This is a genomic window from Streptomyces sp. WAC07094 (assembly GCF_036320405.1).
Taxonomy (GTDB): domain Bacteria; phylum Actinomycetota; class Actinomycetes; order Streptomycetales; family Streptomycetaceae; genus Streptomyces; species Streptomyces lannensis.
On the sequence record NZ_JAVMJZ010000001.1, the window covers coordinates 3,917,901 to 3,933,417 of the forward strand.

Here is a 15,517-nt window from a genome sequence, read left to right on the forward strand (position 1 = left end):
GACCGTCGCACGGCGGCAATGGGGCAGGGCGGCACCCTGGGATACACAGCACGGGGGCCACCTTGTCATGCGCGCCAGTCGAGCGGGACCTGCTTGTCGCGGTCCCAGGGGCGCTCCCACCCCGCGAAGTGCAGCAGACGGTCGATGACGCCTGCCGTGAAGCCCCAGACAAGGGCCGATTCGACCAGGAATGCCGGACCTCGGTGGCCGCTGGGATGGACGGTGGTGGCCCGGTTGGCCGGATCCGTGAGATCCGCCACGGGGACCGTGAACACCCGCGCCGTCTCGTTCGGATCGACGACACCGACCGGGCTCTTCTGCCGCCACCAGCCGAGAACGGGCGTCACCACGAAACTGCTGACCGGGATGTACAGCTTGGGGAGCACACCGAAGAGCTGGACGCCGCCCGGATCGAGTCCGGTCTCCTCCTCGGCCTCGCGCAGCGCCGCCCGCAGCGGCCCCTCGGCCCGCGGGTCGCCGTCCTCGGGGTCCAGGGCACCGCCCGGGAACGCGGGCTGGCCGGCGTGCGAGCGCAGCGAGCCGGCACGCTCCATCAGCAGCAGCTCGGGACCGCGCTCGCCCTCACCGAAGAGGATCAGCACGGCGGACTGCCGCCCCCCGCCGTCGGTCGGCGGCAGGAAGCGGCTGAGCTGAAGCGGCTCGACGGTCTGCACGACCCGTAGGACCGGATCCAGCCAGTCGGGCAGCCCCTCCGTGTTCAGCCGACCGCCGTCCGTGCCGCTCATGCGGTCCGTGTTGCTCGCGTGCGTCATCGCCACCCCCGTTCTGCCGGTCCCAACGCCTGCGGGGCCCTCGATCGTTCCGCACGTCCCTCGTGCGGGTGTCCCGGCGTACGGCCTGCCGGACACCGTCCCCCTCCCGGGTGCTGCGCGAGTCCGCGCCGGCGCCTCACCCGGTCCCCAGAGGCGGCGCCGGCTTTCCGCCCGCGTCCAGATAGGCCTGCGGGGGCTTCAGACGCTGGCCCGGGAAGCCGCCCTTCTCGTACTTGAGCAGCTTCTTCGCCTTCTCGGGGTCCGTCTCGCCCTCGCCGTAGGCGGGGCAGAGCGGGGCGATCGGACAGGCGCCGCAGGCCGGCTTGCGGGCATGACAGATCCGGCGGCCGTGGAAGATCACGTGATGCGAGAGCATGGTCCAGTCGCTCTTCGGGAAGAGCGCGCCGACGGCGGCCTCGATCTTGTCCGGATCGGTCTGATCGGTCCACTGCCACCGGCGTACGAGCCGCTGGAAATGCGTGTCGACCGTGATGCCGGGGTGACCGAAGGCGTTGCCCAGCACCACGAAGGCCGTCTTCCGGCCGACGCCGGGGAGTTTGACGAGGTCCTCCACGTTGTCGGGTACCTCGCCGCCGAACTGCTCCACCAGCGCCTTGGAGAGCCCGATCACCGACTTCGTCTTGGCCCGGAAGAAGCCGGTCGGGCGCAGGATCTCCTCGACCTCCTCGGGATTGGCCGCGGCGAGGTCCTCGGGAGCGGGGTACCGGGCGAAGAGCGCCGGTGTCGTCTGGTTCACCCGCAGGTCGGTGGTCTGCGCGGACAGGACCGTCGCGACGATCAGCTGGAAGGGGCTCTCGAAGTCCAGCTCCGGGTGGGCGTAGGGATACACCTCGGCGAGCTCACGATCGATACGGCGGGCGCGGCGGACCAGTGCCGCGCGCGACTCGTTCCCGGGGGGCTTCGTGGCGATGGTCTTCGCGGGTGCGGCGTCCTTCACGGCGAGCGTGGTCTTCTCACCGACGACCTCCGGGTGAGCGGTCTTCCTCGCTCCCGTGGCCTTCTTCGTGCCCGCGGCCTTCTTGATCGCGGTCTTCGCGGGAGCCGTCTTCCCGGAAGCCGTAGGTGCCTTCTTCACCGCCGCCTTCTTCACCGCCGCCTTCTTCGCCGCCGCCTTCTTGGGAGCAGCCTTCTTGGAAGCGGTCGCCGACTTCCCGGCGGCCGTTCCCGAAGTCACGCCCTCCCCGGCGGCGGCCTTCTTCGCAGGGGTCTTCTTGGCTGCGGTCTTCTTCGCCGCCGCCTTCCTGGCAGGCTGCCGCGGCGTCGCCTCCTCGGGCGCCGCTTTTGTCGACTTTGAACTTTTCCTTCCGCCACCAGGGTCTTGTTCGCCCACAGCGGAATCCCGACGTACAACCACCTGCCCGGCCCCCTCGGCCTGCGCTCTCACCGGCGTTTTGGACACCCGGCCAGCCTAAAGCCCGGCGCCGACATCCGCCCCGGAGCCGGCGGATGAGCCCCCGATTGGACCCCTGCCGCGTACCCCGCGGCGCCGGTGCGGCATCCTTGTGACAGATCACACTGTTTGGATCGTCCGGCAAAATGGGGAACACGGTCCCCTGGTACGTGGGGGAACGAGATCCCCTGAGCAGGTCGACAAGGAGAGAACTCGTGGACGACGTTCTGCGGCGCGCCCCGCTCTTCGCGGCGCTCGATGACGAGCAGGCCGCGGAGCTCCGCGCCTCCATGAGTGAGGTGACCCTCGCCCGCGGGGACTCACTGTTCCACGAGGGCGACCCCGGTGACCGCCTCTACGTGGTCATGGAGGGCAAGGTCAAGCTTCACCGCACTTCCCCCGACGGCCGCGAGAACATGCTTGCGGTCCTCGGCCCCGGTGAGCTCATCGGCGAGCTGTCGCTCTTCGACCCCGGCCCGCGTACCGCCACCGCGACCGCGCTGACCGAGGTCAAGCTGCTGGGCCTCGGGCACGGCGACCTCCAGCCGTGGCTGAACGCGCGGCCCGAGGTGGCCGCCGCGCTGCTGCGTGCCGTCGCGCGGCGCCTGCGCAAGACCAACGACCAGATGTCCGACCTGGTCTTCTCGGACGTGCCCGGCCGGGTCGCCAGGGCACTGCTGGACCTCTCCCGGCGGTTCGGAGTGCAGTCCGAAGAGGGCATCCACGTCGTGCACGACCTCACGCAGGAGGAGCTCGCCCAGCTGGTCGGAGCGTCCCGCGAGACGGTCAACAAGGCGCTGGCGGACTTCGCCGGGCGCGGCTGGCTCCGTCTGGAGGCGCGCGCGGTGATCCTGCTGGACGTGGAGCGGCTGGCCAAGCGCTCGCGCTGAGTCCGGTACGCCGGAGCCGGCCCCGCACAACGACCATCGGGCCCCGCCTCTCGAGAGGCGGGGCCCGTCGTCGTGAGGCCGCCGGGGCCCCCGAGCCCCCGAACCGTCCGCCATCGGGTGACGGGCGCGGTCGGCGCATCATCGGCGGCCGCGGGCAGGGCACGCGCCCTCCGAATGCCCGAGGCGTTCGCCGCGTACCCCGCTGAGGGCGGAGCGGACGCACTCGACGGCCGTGCTCCCGTGCGAGTCGAACGGCGGTCCGGCCGTCCGGCATCGCTCCGTCGGAGGCCCTTTGATCCCCGCTCGGGAGTACGCACGCGTGCACGGTGTCAGGGCGCCGGGCTCCTACGGACTCCCATCGGGCGAGACCTTCAGATCAGCCCGTGTTCCCTGAGGTAGTCCAACTGCGCCCGCACGGACAGCTCGGCGGCCGGCCACAGGGAGCGGTCCACGTCCGCGTAGACATGGGCCACGACCTCGTCCGGCGTTCGGTGGCCGTTCTCGACGGCCGTCTCGACCTGGGCGAGCCGGTGGGCACGGTGGGCGAGGTAGTACTCGACGGCACCCTGCGCGTCCTCCAGCACGGGCCCGTGGCCCGGCAGGACGGTGTGGACGCCGTCGTCGACGGTCAGCGACCTGAGCCGGCGCAGGGAGTCCAGATAGTCCCCCAGGCGGCCGTCGGGGTGGGCCACGACCGTCGTACCGCGGCCCAGGATGGTGTCCCCGGTCAGGACGGCCCGGTCGGCCGGGAGATGGAAGCACAGGGAGTCGGCGGTGTGGCCCGGTGTCGGCACGACGCGCAGTTCCAGGCCGCCGACCGCGACGACGTCCCCGTGGCCGAGACCCTCGTCGCCGAGCCGGAGCGCCGGGTCCAGGGCGCGCACCCCCGTACCGGTCAGCTCGGCGAACCTCACGGCGCCCTCCGCGTGGTCGGGGTGACCGTGCGTGAGAAGCGTGAGAGCGATCCGCTTGCCGGACTTCTCCGCCGTGTCGATGACATGCCCCAGATGGCCGTCGTCGAGCGGACCGGGGTCGATCACCACGGCGAGTTCGGAGTCGGGCTCGGAGACGATCCACGTGTTGGTGCCGTCGAGTGTCATCGGCGAGGCGTTGGGGGCGAGGACGTTCACGGCGCGCGCGGTCGCGGGACCCGAGAGGACCCCGCCGCGCGGCTGTCCGGGGAGAGCTGTGGCGTCCGTCATGCGCCGGCACCTTCCTTCGCGTAGGTCATGCGGGCGCTTCCCCCGTCGGAATGTGCTTGGTGAACTCGTCGTGTCCGGGCCAGGCCAGCACGACCTCGCCGTTCTCCAGACGGGCCCGGGCCAGGACCGGCGTCAGGTCACGACCGGGCGCGGCCTCCAGCGTCTCGGAGGCGGTGGCGTAGGGGACGAGCTGACGCAGGGTCGCGACGGTGGGCGGCATCATCAGCAGCTCACCCTTGTCGTACGAGGCCGCCGCCTCCGAGGGCCGGATCCAGACCGTGCGATCGGCCTCCGTGGAGGCGTTGCGGGTGCGCTGGCCCTCGGGGAGTGCCGCCACGAAGAACCATGTGTCGTAGCGGCGGGGTTCGAACTCCGGGGTGATCCAGCGGGTCCACGCGCCGAGCAGATCGGAACGCAGGACCAGTCCCCTGCGATCGAGGAACTCGGCGAAGGACAGATCGCGGGCGACCAGGGACGCGCGGTCGGCCTCCCAGTCGGAGCCGGTGGTGTCGCCGACGACCGTCTCGGGGGTCGGGCCGGCGAGCAGTACGCCCGCCTCCTCGTACGTCTCCCGTACGGCGGCGCAGACGATCGCCTGGGCGGACGTCTCGTCGACGCCGAGGCGATCCGCCCACCACGCGCGCGTGGGGCCCGTCCAGCCGACCAGGCGTTCGTGGTCGCGCGGATCGACGCCGCCGCCCGGGTAGGCGTACGCGCCCCCCGCGAAGGCCATGGAGGCGCGTCTGCGCAGCATGTGGACCGCGGGGGCGCCGCCGTCGGTGTCCCTGAGGAGCATCACGGTGGCCGCGCGCTTCGGGTCGGCCGGGGTGAGCGTGCCCTCCGCGAGCGCGCGGATCCGCTCTGGCCACTCCGGTGGGAACCACTGCCCATTAGCCATGGCCGGAGGCTATCCCGTACTGGGCGGATGTTCGAGTGCCAATGATCGGCCCCGGCCGCCCCGCCGCCGGACGGGCGCGCTCTTCCGGGCCGGCGACGGGTCGAACCCGGGTTCCGCGGGTGCGGAGCCGTCCCGGAGAGCCCGACTACGCCTGGGTCAGCTCCACCTGGATCTCCACCTCGACCGGCGCGTCCAGCGGGAGCACCGCGACGCCGACCGCGCTGCGGGCGTGCACACCCCTGTCGCCGAGGACCTCGGCGAGCAGCTCGCTGGCGCCGTTGACGACCCCGGGCTGGCCCGTGAAGTCGGTCGCCGACGCCACGAAGCCGACGACCTTCACCACGCGGGCGATGCGGTCGAGGTCGCCGGCCACGGACTTGACCGCGGCGAGGGCGTTCAGCGCGCAGGTACGGGCGAGGTCCTTGGCCTCCTCCGCGGTGACCTCGGCGCCCACCTTGCCGGTCACCGGGAGCTTGCCCTCCACCATGGGCAGCTGGCCCGCGGTGTAGACGTACACCCCGGACTGCACGGCCGGCTGGTAGGCCGCGAGCGGCGGCACGACCTCCGGCAGCGTCAGACCCAGTTCGGCGAGCCGGGACTCGACCGCGCTCATGCCTGCTTCTCCCGCTTCAGATAGGCCACCAGCTGCTCCGGGTTGTTCGGGCCGGGCACGACCTGGACGAGCTCCCAGCCGTCCTCGCCCCAGGTGTCCAGAATCTGCTTCGTGGCGTGGACGAGCAGCGGCACGGTTGCGTATTCCCACTTGGTCATGGGGGCGACTGTAGCCGCTGCGGCGTGCGGTGCATGTGGCCGCCCGGCACCCCGGAGGGGGCCGCGTGCGGCCGACTGTTGCCACAGTTGTCCACAGCCTCCCGCGTAGGCCGCGCGCTGACTGGTTAGGCTCGAAGACGTGAGCAGGCTCCAGGTCGTCAGCGGCAAGGGCGGAACCGGTAAGACAACGGTCTCCGCCGCACTCGCGCTCGCCCTCGCGACCGAGGGCAAGCGCACTCTTCTCGTGGAGGTCGAAGGCAGACAGGGCATCGCACAGCTCTTCGAGACGGAGGCGTTGCCGTACGAGGAACGAAAGATCGCCGTCGCCCCGGGCGGCGGTGAGGTCTACGCGCTCGCGATCGACCCCGAGCTCGCCCTGCTGGACTACCTCCAGATGTTCTACAAGATGGGCGGCGCGGGGCGCGCCCTGAAAAAGCTCGGCGCGATCGACTTCGCCACGACCGTCGCGCCCGGCCTCAGGGATGTGCTCCTGACCGGCAAGGCGTGCGAGGCCGTTCGCCGGAAGGACCGGAGCGGCCGTTTCGTATACGACTACGTGGTGATGGACGCCCCGCCCACGGGACGCGTCACCCGCTTCCTGAACGTGAACGACGAGGTGGCCGGGCTCGCCAGGATCGGCCCGATACACAATCAGGCCCAGGCCGTGATGCGGGTGCTGAAGTCGCGGGAGACGGCCGTGCACCTGGTGACGCTGCTGGAGGAGATGCCCGTCCAGGAGACGGCGGACGGCATCACCGAACTGCGCGCCGCCAAGCTCCCGGTGGGCCGGATCATCGTCAACATGGTGCGCCCCACGATCCTGGACCAGGCGGACCTCGATCTCGCGCACGCGGTACCGCGGACCGCCGTCGCCAAGTCCCTGTCGGGTGCCGGACTCGGCGGAGCGCGCCGCGGCGGGCTTGCCGAACGGCTGGTGGACCCGCTGCTCCGGCAGGCCGACGAGTACGCGGAGCGCTTCGCGCTGGAGCGCGAACAGCGCGGCGTGCTCACGGAGCTGGGCCTGCCCCTGCGCGAACTGCCGCTGCTCGCCGAGGGAATGGACCTCGCGGGCCTGTACGAACTGGCCTCGGAACTGCGTCAGCAAGGGATCTCATGAGCTCGGACCCCTCCCCCACACGCGACGAATCGGCCTCCGCACCGGATGCGGCACTCCTCCACGACACGGGCTCCGTGCGCGCGTTGAACCCGGGTCCCGTCCTGGAGGTCGACCCTCTTCTCGACGACCCCGAGACGCGCATCATCGTGTGCTGCGGCTCGGGCGGCGTGGGCAAGACGACCACGGCGGCCGCCCTCGGGCTGCGCGCGGCGGAGCGCGGCCGCAAAGTGGTCGTGCTCACCATCGACCCGGCCCGCCGGCTCGCCCAGTCGATGGGCATCGACGCACTGGACAACACCCCCCGGAGGGTGAAGGGCATCGAGGACACCGCCGGCGGCGAACTGCACGCCATGATGCTCGACATGAAGCGCACCTTCGACGAGATCGTCGAGGCGCATGCGGACCGCGAGCGGGCGGCCGCCATTCTGGGCAACCCCTTCTACCAGTCGCTCTCCGCCGGCTTCGCGGGCACGCAGGAGTACATGGCGATGGAGAAGCTGGGGCAGCTGCGCGCACGGGACGAGTGGGACCTCATCGTCGTCGACACTCCGCCGTCCCGTTCGGCGCTGGACTTCCTCGACGCCCCCAAGCGCCTCGGATCCTTCCTGGACGGCAAGTTGATCCGGGTCCTGATGGCCCCGGCGAAGGTCGGCGGGCGCGCGGGAATGAAATTCCTGAACGTCGGGATGTCGATGATGACCGGCGCCCTGGGGAAGCTGCTCGGCGGACAGCTCCTGAAGGACGTGCAGACCTTTGTGGCCGCGATGGACACCATGTTCGGCGGGTTCCGCACCCGCGCGGACGCCACCTACAGACTGCTGCAGGCGCCCGGTACGGCCTTCCTGGTGGTGGCGGCGCCGGAGCGGGACGCGCTGCGGGAGGCGGCGTACTTCGTGGAGCGGCTGGCCGCCGAGGACATGCCGCTGGCCGGCCTCGTGCTCAACCGGGTCCACGGCAGCGACGCCGTCCAGCTCTCGGCCGAGCGGGCACTCGCCGCCGCGGAAAATCTTGAAGAGCCCCGCATTGTGGATCAGCAGGGCGGGAAAGCTGGACTTCGTAACTCTCCCGACACGTACGGCAGTTCATCTTCTTCCGCCTCCGAGGCATCTGACACCGACGCAGGCTCCCCCGCCGCCACGGACCAGGACCGGAGCGTGGAGCAACTCACGGCAGGCCTGTTGAGGCTTCACGCGGAGCGCATGCAGTTGCTCTCCCGTGAACAGCGCACGCGTGACCGCTTCACCGCGCGCCACCCCGAGGTGGCGGTTGCGGAAGTGGCCGCGCTGCCCGGTGACGTCCACGACCTCGTGGGACTGCGGGACGTCGGAGACCGGCTCGCGGCCAATCAGGACGAGCGTCCCGAGGAGCACGAAGCACACGGTTAAGGAGCCCTGATCGTCCGGTGCGGTGACCGAGTCCCTCCGCGACCCGCACCACACATGAGCGTCCCGGCGAGCAAGCATGGCTGTCGCACCGTTCGCCCCGGGGCCGCCCCGAAACCGGGCGCCCTCTGGGGCGCGTAGTCGACACACAGGCTGTGGAAACCGAGTCGCGCACACGCTGCCCGAACGACTGCGTCCACCGATCAACGAGGGCACGGGCCCCCACGGACGTCCCGGGCATGGAGTCATGACGATCCTGCAGGCCCGGCCCTCAGGAGTGACCGCGCGCACTGCGGGCCCGGATCAGCCATGACAGCATGCTCACGCCGACCCTGCCGCATGACGATGCCGGTCGTGACGGCAGCCGTTGTGGGCGGCGCAGACCTCATGAGCGTCCCGCACAACGGACGTCCTGGGTCAGCGACGGTCGGCGGATCCGCTCTCCGTGGACTCGCCGAGGGCACGTCGGGGACGACCCGACGCCCCGGGGAGCCCCCCGAAGGCGTCCGCGTCCACCGACAGCTCGAGCCGATCCCGGACCCGGCCGGTCCTCAGCCCACGGCCGCGTAGTTCTCGTACACCTCTTCCTCGTCGAGGGGCAGCAGGCCCGCTCCGCGCTCGTACTCCGTACGCGCGGTCTCCAGCAGGCGACGCCACGAGGTGACGGTCGGCCGCCTGCGCAGCAGTGCGCGGCGCTCCCGCTCCGTCATGCCACCCCACACGCCGAATTCGACGCGGTTGTCCAACGCATCGGCCAGGCACTCCGTGCGTACCGGACACCCGGTGCACACAGCCTTGGCCCTGTTCTGCGCTGCTCCTTGAACGAACAGTTCATCCGGATCGGTAGTGCGGCAGGCCGCCTGCGCACTCCAGTCGGTTACCCAGCCCATACCGGCGCCGTCCTCTCCCGAATCGAGGCTCCCCCACGGCGGCAGCGGCATATTCACCGCCGCCAGTTGAGGACGTTACGGAAGGCGGGCACAGCGCAACACCCCCTTCGGGCCCAATCTTGAATGGCCCGAACGGACTATGGGTAAACGGCAGATCACCCGGGGGAGTGAGCTGGGGGTATACGTAACTTTCCCGGCGAACCGGACAATTCAGTTACGTCACAACGGACACCCAGTGACACACAAGGCGGATTCGGACACGCACCCAACAAAAAACTCGGGAGAACACCGGAACGATTCGGGGTCGCCGGACGTACTTGATACGTGGCCCTACTGCTGTGACAGTTGGGTTCAGCTTAGGCCAATGCCTGTACGCATGTCCGCCGAATGAGAACGTAGGCTGCCCTCATGCCAAAGAAGCGCTCGGGCGGGGGGACGTCCCCCGTGCAGCTGGCCGCCAAGTTCCTCGGAGTAAGTGTGCTCGCGGGGGCGGTGATGGCCGGCATCGCGCTGCCCGCAGCCGGCGCGCTCGGGCTCGCGGCCAAGGGGTCGGTCAAGGGATTCGACGACATTCCGGCCAATCTGCAGAGCCCTCAGCTCAGCCAGCGCACCACCATCCTGGACAGCCAGGGCGGCCAGATCGCCACGGTCTACTCGCGCGACCGCACGGTGGTGGACCTCAAGGACATCTCGCCGTACATGCAGAAGGCGCTCGTCGCCATCGAGGACTCGCGGTTCTACCAGCACGGCGCGATCGACCTGAAGGGCGTCCTGCGCGCGCTGAACCAGAACGCGCAGAGCGGCGGAGTGGCCCAGGGCGCCTCCACGCTGACCCAGCAGCTGGTGAAGAACTACTTCGTGGAGGAGGCCGGCGACGACCCGACGAAGGTCGCCCAGGCCACCCAGCAGACCGTCGGCCGGAAGATCCGCGAGCTGAAGTACGCGATCCAGATCGAGGAGAAGCTCGGTAAGAAGAAGATCCTCGAGAACTACCTGAACATCACGTTCTTCGGCCAGCAGGCGTACGGCGTCGAGGCCGCCTCCCAGCGGTACTTCTCCAAGCACGCCAAGGACCTGAGCCTGCAGGAGTCCGCGCTGCTCGCGGGCCTCGTCCAGTCGCCCACGCGGTACGACCCCGTGAACGACGCGACGGAGGCCAAGAAGCGGCGCAATGTGGTGCTCCAGCGCATGGCGGATGTGCACGACATAACCCAGGCCGAGGCCGACAAGGCCAAGGCGACCCCCCTCGGACTGCATGTGAGCCAGCCGAAGAACGGTTGCATCACGGCCGTCAAGGGCGCGGGCTTCTTCTGCGACTACGTCCGCGAGGTGTTCCTGAACAACCCGTCGTTCGGCAAGACCCAGGCGGACCGGGCGAAGATCTGGAACCGCGGTGGTCTGACGATCCGCACGACGCTCGACCCGCAGGCGCAGGAATCGGTGCAGTCGTCCATAAAGAAGCACGTCTACAAGAGCGACGACGTGGCCACGGCCGCGACCATCGTCGAGCCGGGCACGGGCAAGATCCTCGCGATGGGCCAGTCCCGTCCGTACGGCTTCGGCAAGAACGAGACCCAGATCAACCTCTCGGTGGACAAGTCCATGGGCGGTGGCGCGGGCTACCAGCCCGGTTCGACGTTCAAGCCGATCGTGGCCGCGGCCGCCATCGAAGGCGGCACGCCGGCCACCCAGGAGTTCCCCTCGCCGTACGAGATGGCGTATCCGAGCCCGGTCTCGATCTGTGACGGCAAGGTCTGGAAGGACGACCCGTACAAGCCGACCACGCTGACGAACGAGGACGAGTCGGAGCACGGGCCGTACAGCATGAAGGAGGCGACCGCCAAGTCGGTCAACACCTACTACGTGCAGCTGATCGGCGACATCGGCATCTGCCCGGTGATCGACATGGCCAAGAAGATGGGCGTCAACCGGGCGGACGGCGCTGCGATCAACCAGGCGCCGTCGATCGCGCTCGGCACCCAGGAGATGTCCCCGCTGACGATGGCGAGCGCCTACGCGGCCTTCGCCGACCGCGGCACGTACTGCACGCCGGTCGCCATCGAGTCCATCACGCAGACCGTCGCCAACCAGAAGAAGTCCCTGCCCGTCCCGAAGACGACATGCTCGCGCGCGATGTCCGAGACCACCGCCGACACGATCAGCACCCTCCTCAAGGGCGTGGTCGAGGACGGCACGGGTACGCCTGCGGGCCTCGGCAGCCGTCCCAGCGCGGGCAAGACCGGTACGACGGACAATCGCTACGCGGCCTGGTTCGTCGGCTACACGCCGAACATGGCGGGCGCCGTCTGGGTCGGCGACCCGGCCCACAAGCGGCAGATGAAGAGCATCCGCATCGGCGGCGTGTGGAACGACAAGGTCTACGGTGGCCAGGTCCCGGGCCCGATCTGGCGCGACATGATGAACGGCGCACTGCAGAACAAGCCGGTCGAGAACTTCAACCTCGTCAACATCCCCGACCGACAGGACCGGGGGGACGGAGACGGTCACGGTGACGGGCACGGCCGCGGCAACGACAACGGCGGCTTGGCCAACGGTGGTCTGACCGGTGGCGGTCTGACCGACGGAGGCGCCAACGGCGGTCAGACCGGTGGCGGGTTCCCGACGCCTTCCTTCTCCATTCCCGAGGGATGGATCCAGGGGAACGGAAACGGCGGCAACGGAAACGGCGGACAACGGGGCTAACCGGCACCGCGGGTCCGCGGCCGTCGGCGCCGCGCCGGCGCCGAGGTGATGCTCGTACGACGACGGGGCGCTCCTTCTGCGAGGAGCGCCCCGTCGTGCTGTCCCCGGTGCGGGGCCGTTCGGTCAGCCGCCCGCGAGGAGCTGCTTGACCACGGCGGCGACACGACCGCCCTCCGCCTGACCGGCCACCTTCGGGTTCACGATCTTCATGACCTGGCCCATGGCGCGCGGGCCCTCGGCCCCGGCCGCCTTCGCCTCCTCGACGGCCTGGGCGACGATCTGCCGCAGCTCGTCGTCGGACATCTGCTTGGGCAGGTACGTGGCCAGCAGCTCGCCCTCCGCCTTCTCCCGCTCGGCCTGCTCGGGGCGGCCGCCCTGCGCGAAGGCGTCCGCGGCCTCGCGGCGCTTCTTCGCCTCGCGAGTGATCACCTTGGTGACCTCCTCGTCGGAGAGCTGGCGCTTCTCCTTGCCGGCGACCTCCTCCTTGGTGATCGCGGTGAGCGTCAGCCGGAGCGTCGAGGAGCGGAGCTCGTTGCGCTCCTTGATCGCGGCGTTGAGGTCTTCCTGCAGCTTCGACTTGAGCGTGGTCATGGCTCCGATTGTCGCAGGTGTGACGGCGCGACCGCCCATTGATTTCCAGGGGTTCGCACGGCCCTGCCCGAATACGCGCCGGCAACGCGCCCTCGTCGTCGGCGGAGGCGCTCGCCCGGCGGTGCTCCCGTTGTCCACAGGTGAGTCGACGCCGCCTCTTGTTCTGACACGATGGTCGTATGCGCGCGCGATACGGAGTACCCCTGGGAATCACGGCGGTGGCCGCCGCCGGACTGCTCTACTCGGCCGGGTTCGAAGCCCGCTCCTTCCGGCTGCGCCGGGTGACGATCCCGGTGCTGCCGCCGAGGGCGCGCCCACTGCGCGTGCTCCAGGTCTCGGACATCCACATGGTGAGCGGGCAGCGCAAGAAGCAGCGCTGGCTGCGCTCGCTGGCGGGTCTGCGCCCCGACTTCGTGATCAACACCGGGGACAACCTCTCCGACCCGGAGGGCGTGCCCGAGGTGCTGGACGCGCTCGGCCCGCTGCTGGAGTTCCCGGGGGCGTACGTCTTCGGTTCGAACGACTACTACGGTCCCAAACTGCGCAACCCCGCCCGGTACTTGCTGGAGAAGACGCAGGGCCGCCACGGTCTGAACGGCAACGCGCCCGCGGTCGGGGTCGTCCACAACCCCTGGGAGGACCTGCGCGACGGCTTCGACGCCGCCGGCTGGCAGAACCTGACCAACACCCGGGGGGCGCTGAAGATCGACGGCCTGGAGGTGGAACTGACGGGCCTGGACGATCCGCACATCCGGCGCGACCGCTACGAACACGTGGCGGGCGGCCCGTCCTCGTCGGCGGACTTCTCGATGGGCGTGGTCCACGCCCCGTACCTGCGCACTCTGGACGCGTTCACGTCGGACGGCTATCCGCTGATCCTGGCGGGGCACACCCACGGCGGACAACTGTGCATCCCCTTCTACGGTGCGCTGGTCACCAACTGCGACCTGGACACGGACCGGGTGAAGGGCCTGTCCCGGCACACCGCCGAGGGCCGGGCGTCGTATCTGCACGTGTCGGCGGGCTGCGGCACCAACCGCTACACGCCGGTGCGGTTCGCGTGCCCGCCGGAGGCGTCGCTGCTGACACTGGTCGGCAAGGAGTAGCGGCCCGGACGCGGGCGGCGGCCGTATCCCGGACCGTAACCCGACTGGACCACCCATATCGCCCGATCTGCCCCATCCACTTAGCGTGAGGGCATGATCTCGCCGATACCCAAGGAGATCCCCGACCTGCCGGCGGTGCAGAGCAGGCCGAGGCTGCGGCCGTCCTTCGTTCCTCCTGCGGCCGTGGTGGCCCCCACCTATCGTCCGATGGCGGCTGCCTACCGTTTGCTGGTCGCGCTGGTCGCCGCGGCGGCGGTGGCCCTCGATCTGCTCATCGGCAGTCCGGTCCGGGTGCTGAGCCATTTCGCTGTCCAGGCCAACGTGATCGTCGCCGTGGTCTTCGCCCTGTCGGCGTGGCGATGCACGACGGCCCGCCGCCCACTGCCCGCCCTGGTGACCGGGGGCGCGCTGTTCTATGTGCTGATCGCCGGCCTGGTCTACCACGTGCTCCTGCTGCACGAACCGGGCTCTTTCTTCCTGACGAGCCGACCCGCCGTACACACGGTCTGGGCGGCGGTCGCGAGCCACGTGATCCACACGGTGACGCCGGTCGCGGTGCTACTGGACTGGCTGCTGATCATGCGCCCGACCCCGCTGTCCCTGCGCCATGCGCGGACGTGGCTGCTGTACCCCATGGCGTACCTGGCCGCATCCCTGGTGCGCGGCGAACTGATCCCTCCGGGCACGCCCGGCCGGTACCTCTACCCCTTCCTGGACGTGGGCCGACTCGGCTACCGAAGCGTCCTCGCCAACGCGCTGCTCCTGGGTCTGGCGTTCTTCGCCCTGGCCGTCCTCCTGGTCGCACTGGACCACATCCGCCCCGACCCCACCCGCCGTCACCGCCGAAAAACCGGATTTCGTCTACGGCTGCCGGTGGGCTAAAGTAAACGTCGTCGCCGCGACAAGCAGCGACATCGGGGTGTAGCGCAGCTTGGCAGCGCGCTTCGTTCGGGACGAAGAGGTCGTGGGTTCAAATCCCGCCACCCCGACGCTGGTCAGAGGGCCATTCGCATGATCGCGAATGGCCCTCTGACGTGCTCGGGGGCCAAACAGGGGCCAAACGAAGTTGATCAAGTGATGGCGTCGCCTCCTCGTGCTGTCCGTAGCCGCACCCCGGAGGACCTCAGGCCTTCTGAGGCGTCCGCCGCAGGCGTCTCGTCTAACGTGGGCGCGTGACGACGCCCCCGACGACCGGGCCGTGCCGGTGCCAGTTCGCGTTCTGCTGCCGGACGGCCAGGAACTCACCGCCCGGCTCTGGGCACGGCATGAAACCCCCCGGGGCTGGTTCTACGAGGTCGGACTGCCGTCGTACCGCAACACCGAGGACGGCGACGTAGAACCTGCCGAGTACCGGGTGTGGGTGCGCGCCCCCGAGCACGTGCGACCTGTCGGCGGCGTCTCCTACAGGGCCGTGCCCACCGAGCGCCTGGAGAAGCCGTCAGCGGTGCGCGAGGTGCTGGGGCCGCGCCGGCCTTCTGGTTGGGTGCTGCTGAAACTGGACGGCGGCCGGGGGGTCGTCCACCCCGTCGACTGCGAGGAAGCACCTGTCGGAGCGCCGGCCTTGACTCTGGACAGTGCCCTGGACGCCGCAGAGCATCCCGGTACCCGACTTTGTTCCCTGTGCGGAGCGGGGGCCGAACTGGACCCTCTTCTCCAAGGCTTCGTCCACGGATTCGAGGGCGAAGACTGACCCTCGGACAGTCTCTCGGTTCGGGATGGCGCGCCGGACTCTGTTCCGGCGGTCCTCAGCCGATGACCCGGGAAGCCTCGTAGAGCGGATTCC

At 70.0% G+C, this 15,517-nt stretch carries 15 protein-coding genes and 1 tRNA gene; 8 read left to right on the plus strand and 8 right to left on the minus strand.

The genetic code is table 11. The features are described from left to right. Nucleotides 1–65: 65 nt before the first annotated feature. Together RCR19_RS17270 and nth are read right to left on the minus strand one after the other, a co-directional pair. Nucleotides 66–773, minus strand: a complete 708-nt coding sequence (locus tag RCR19_RS17270) for a CoA pyrophosphatase (RefSeq protein WP_331265964.1) — start codon at nt 771–773, stop codon at nt 66–68. A 136-nt stretch (nt 774–909) separates the two neighbouring features. Further along, a complete protein-coding gene (nth, locus tag RCR19_RS17275) occupies nt 910–1,968 on the minus strand; it encodes an endonuclease III (RefSeq protein ID WP_331265965.1) in 1,059 nt (352 codons plus the stop codon). A 431-nt stretch (nt 1,969–2,399) separates the two neighbouring features. Between nth and RCR19_RS17280 the strand changes: the two genes are divergently transcribed. Further along, nucleotides 2,400–3,074, plus strand: a complete 675-nt coding sequence (locus RCR19_RS17280) for a Crp/Fnr family transcriptional regulator (RefSeq protein ID WP_030573597.1) — start codon at nt 2,400–2,402, stop codon at nt 3,072–3,074. A 371-nt stretch (nt 3,075–3,445) separates the two neighbouring features. Here RCR19_RS17280 and RCR19_RS17285 read toward each other — a convergent pair whose 3' ends face one another. The 4 genes from RCR19_RS17285 to RCR19_RS17300 all read right to left on the minus strand — a co-directional run bounded on the left by RCR19_RS17285 (nt 3,446) and on the right by RCR19_RS17300 (nt 5,945). Further along, nucleotides 3,446–4,276, minus strand: coding sequence for an MBL fold metallo-hydrolase (locus RCR19_RS17285; RefSeq protein WP_331265966.1), 831 nt, complete (start codon nt 4,274–4,276; stop codon nt 3,446–3,448). A gap of 25 nt (nt 4,277–4,301) precedes the next feature. Beyond that, the gene (locus tag RCR19_RS17290; protein ID WP_331265967.1) at nt 4,302–5,174 is read right to left on the minus strand and encodes an NUDIX hydrolase; all 873 of its coding nucleotides are present in this window, start codon (nt 5,172–5,174) and stop codon (nt 4,302–4,304) included. 145 nt (nt 5,175–5,319) lie between these two features. After that, nucleotides 5,320–5,787 carry a RidA family protein gene (locus tag RCR19_RS17295; RefSeq protein ID WP_331265968.1) on the minus strand — a complete coding sequence of 156 codons (468 nt, stop codon included), beginning with the start codon at nt 5,785–5,787 and terminating at the stop codon, nt 5,320–5,322. Then, nucleotides 5,784–5,945, minus strand: coding sequence for a DUF4177 domain-containing protein (locus RCR19_RS17300; protein WP_003975360.1), 162 nt, complete (start codon nt 5,943–5,945; stop codon nt 5,784–5,786). Before RCR19_RS17300 ends, RCR19_RS17295 begins: the two co-directional genes overlap by 4 nt. A 139-nt stretch (nt 5,946–6,084) precedes the next feature. On the opposite strand from RCR19_RS17300, the gene RCR19_RS17305 reads away from it, so the two are divergent. Further along, nucleotides 6,085–7,062 (plus strand): ArsA-related P-loop ATPase, encoded by a 978-nt coding sequence (locus RCR19_RS17305; protein ID WP_331265969.1) that lies wholly within the window; start codon nt 6,085–6,087, stop codon nt 7,060–7,062. Beyond that, nucleotides 7,059–8,447, plus strand: coding sequence for an ArsA family ATPase (locus RCR19_RS17310; RefSeq protein ID WP_331265970.1), 1,389 nt, complete (start codon nt 7,059–7,061; stop codon nt 8,445–8,447). Before RCR19_RS17305 ends, RCR19_RS17310 begins: the two co-directional genes overlap by 4 nt. Before the next feature lie 548 nt (nt 8,448–8,995). Here the strand turns inward: RCR19_RS17310 and wblA are convergent. Beyond that, complete coding sequence (gene wblA, locus RCR19_RS17315; RefSeq protein WP_059133594.1) at nt 8,996–9,334, minus strand: transcriptional regulator WblA; 339 nt, start codon at nt 9,332–9,334, stop codon at nt 8,996–8,998. 408 nt (nt 9,335–9,742) lie between these two features. On the opposite strand from wblA, the gene RCR19_RS17320 reads away from it, so the two are divergent. Beyond that, nucleotides 9,743–12,037: a transglycosylase domain-containing protein gene (locus RCR19_RS17320; RefSeq protein ID WP_331265971.1), complete on the plus strand. Its 2,295-nt coding sequence runs from the start codon at nt 9,743–9,745 to the stop codon at nt 12,035–12,037. Nucleotides 12,038–12,160: 123 nt separating this feature from the next. On the opposite strand, the gene RCR19_RS17325 is transcribed toward RCR19_RS17320, so the two are convergent. Further along, complete coding sequence (locus RCR19_RS17325; protein WP_331265972.1) at nt 12,161–12,628, minus strand: GatB/YqeY domain-containing protein; 468 nt, start codon at nt 12,626–12,628, stop codon at nt 12,161–12,163. A gap of 179 nt (nt 12,629–12,807) precedes the next feature. Here RCR19_RS17325 and RCR19_RS17330 point away from each other — a divergent pair, with 179 nt between their 5' ends. The 4 genes from RCR19_RS17330 (at nt 12,808) to RCR19_RS17345 (ending at nt 15,424) form a co-directional block, all read left to right on the plus strand. Then, nucleotides 12,808–13,734, plus strand: coding sequence for a metallophosphoesterase (locus RCR19_RS17330; RefSeq protein WP_331265973.1), 927 nt, complete (start codon nt 12,808–12,810; stop codon nt 13,732–13,734). A 93-nt stretch (nt 13,735–13,827) separates the two neighbouring features. Continuing rightward, complete coding sequence (locus tag RCR19_RS17335; RefSeq protein ID WP_331265974.1) at nt 13,828–14,616, plus strand: Pr6Pr family membrane protein; 789 nt, start codon at nt 13,828–13,830, stop codon at nt 14,614–14,616. A gap of 33 nt (nt 14,617–14,649) precedes the next feature. Continuing rightward, nucleotides 14,650–14,723, plus strand: a tRNA-Pro gene (locus RCR19_RS17340). Nucleotides 14,724–14,932: 209 nt separating this feature from the next. After that, nucleotides 14,933–15,424 (plus strand): DUF6233 domain-containing protein, encoded by a 492-nt coding sequence (locus tag RCR19_RS17345; protein WP_331265975.1) that lies wholly within the window; start codon nt 14,933–14,935, stop codon nt 15,422–15,424. Nucleotides 15,425–15,517: the final 93 nt, after the last annotated feature.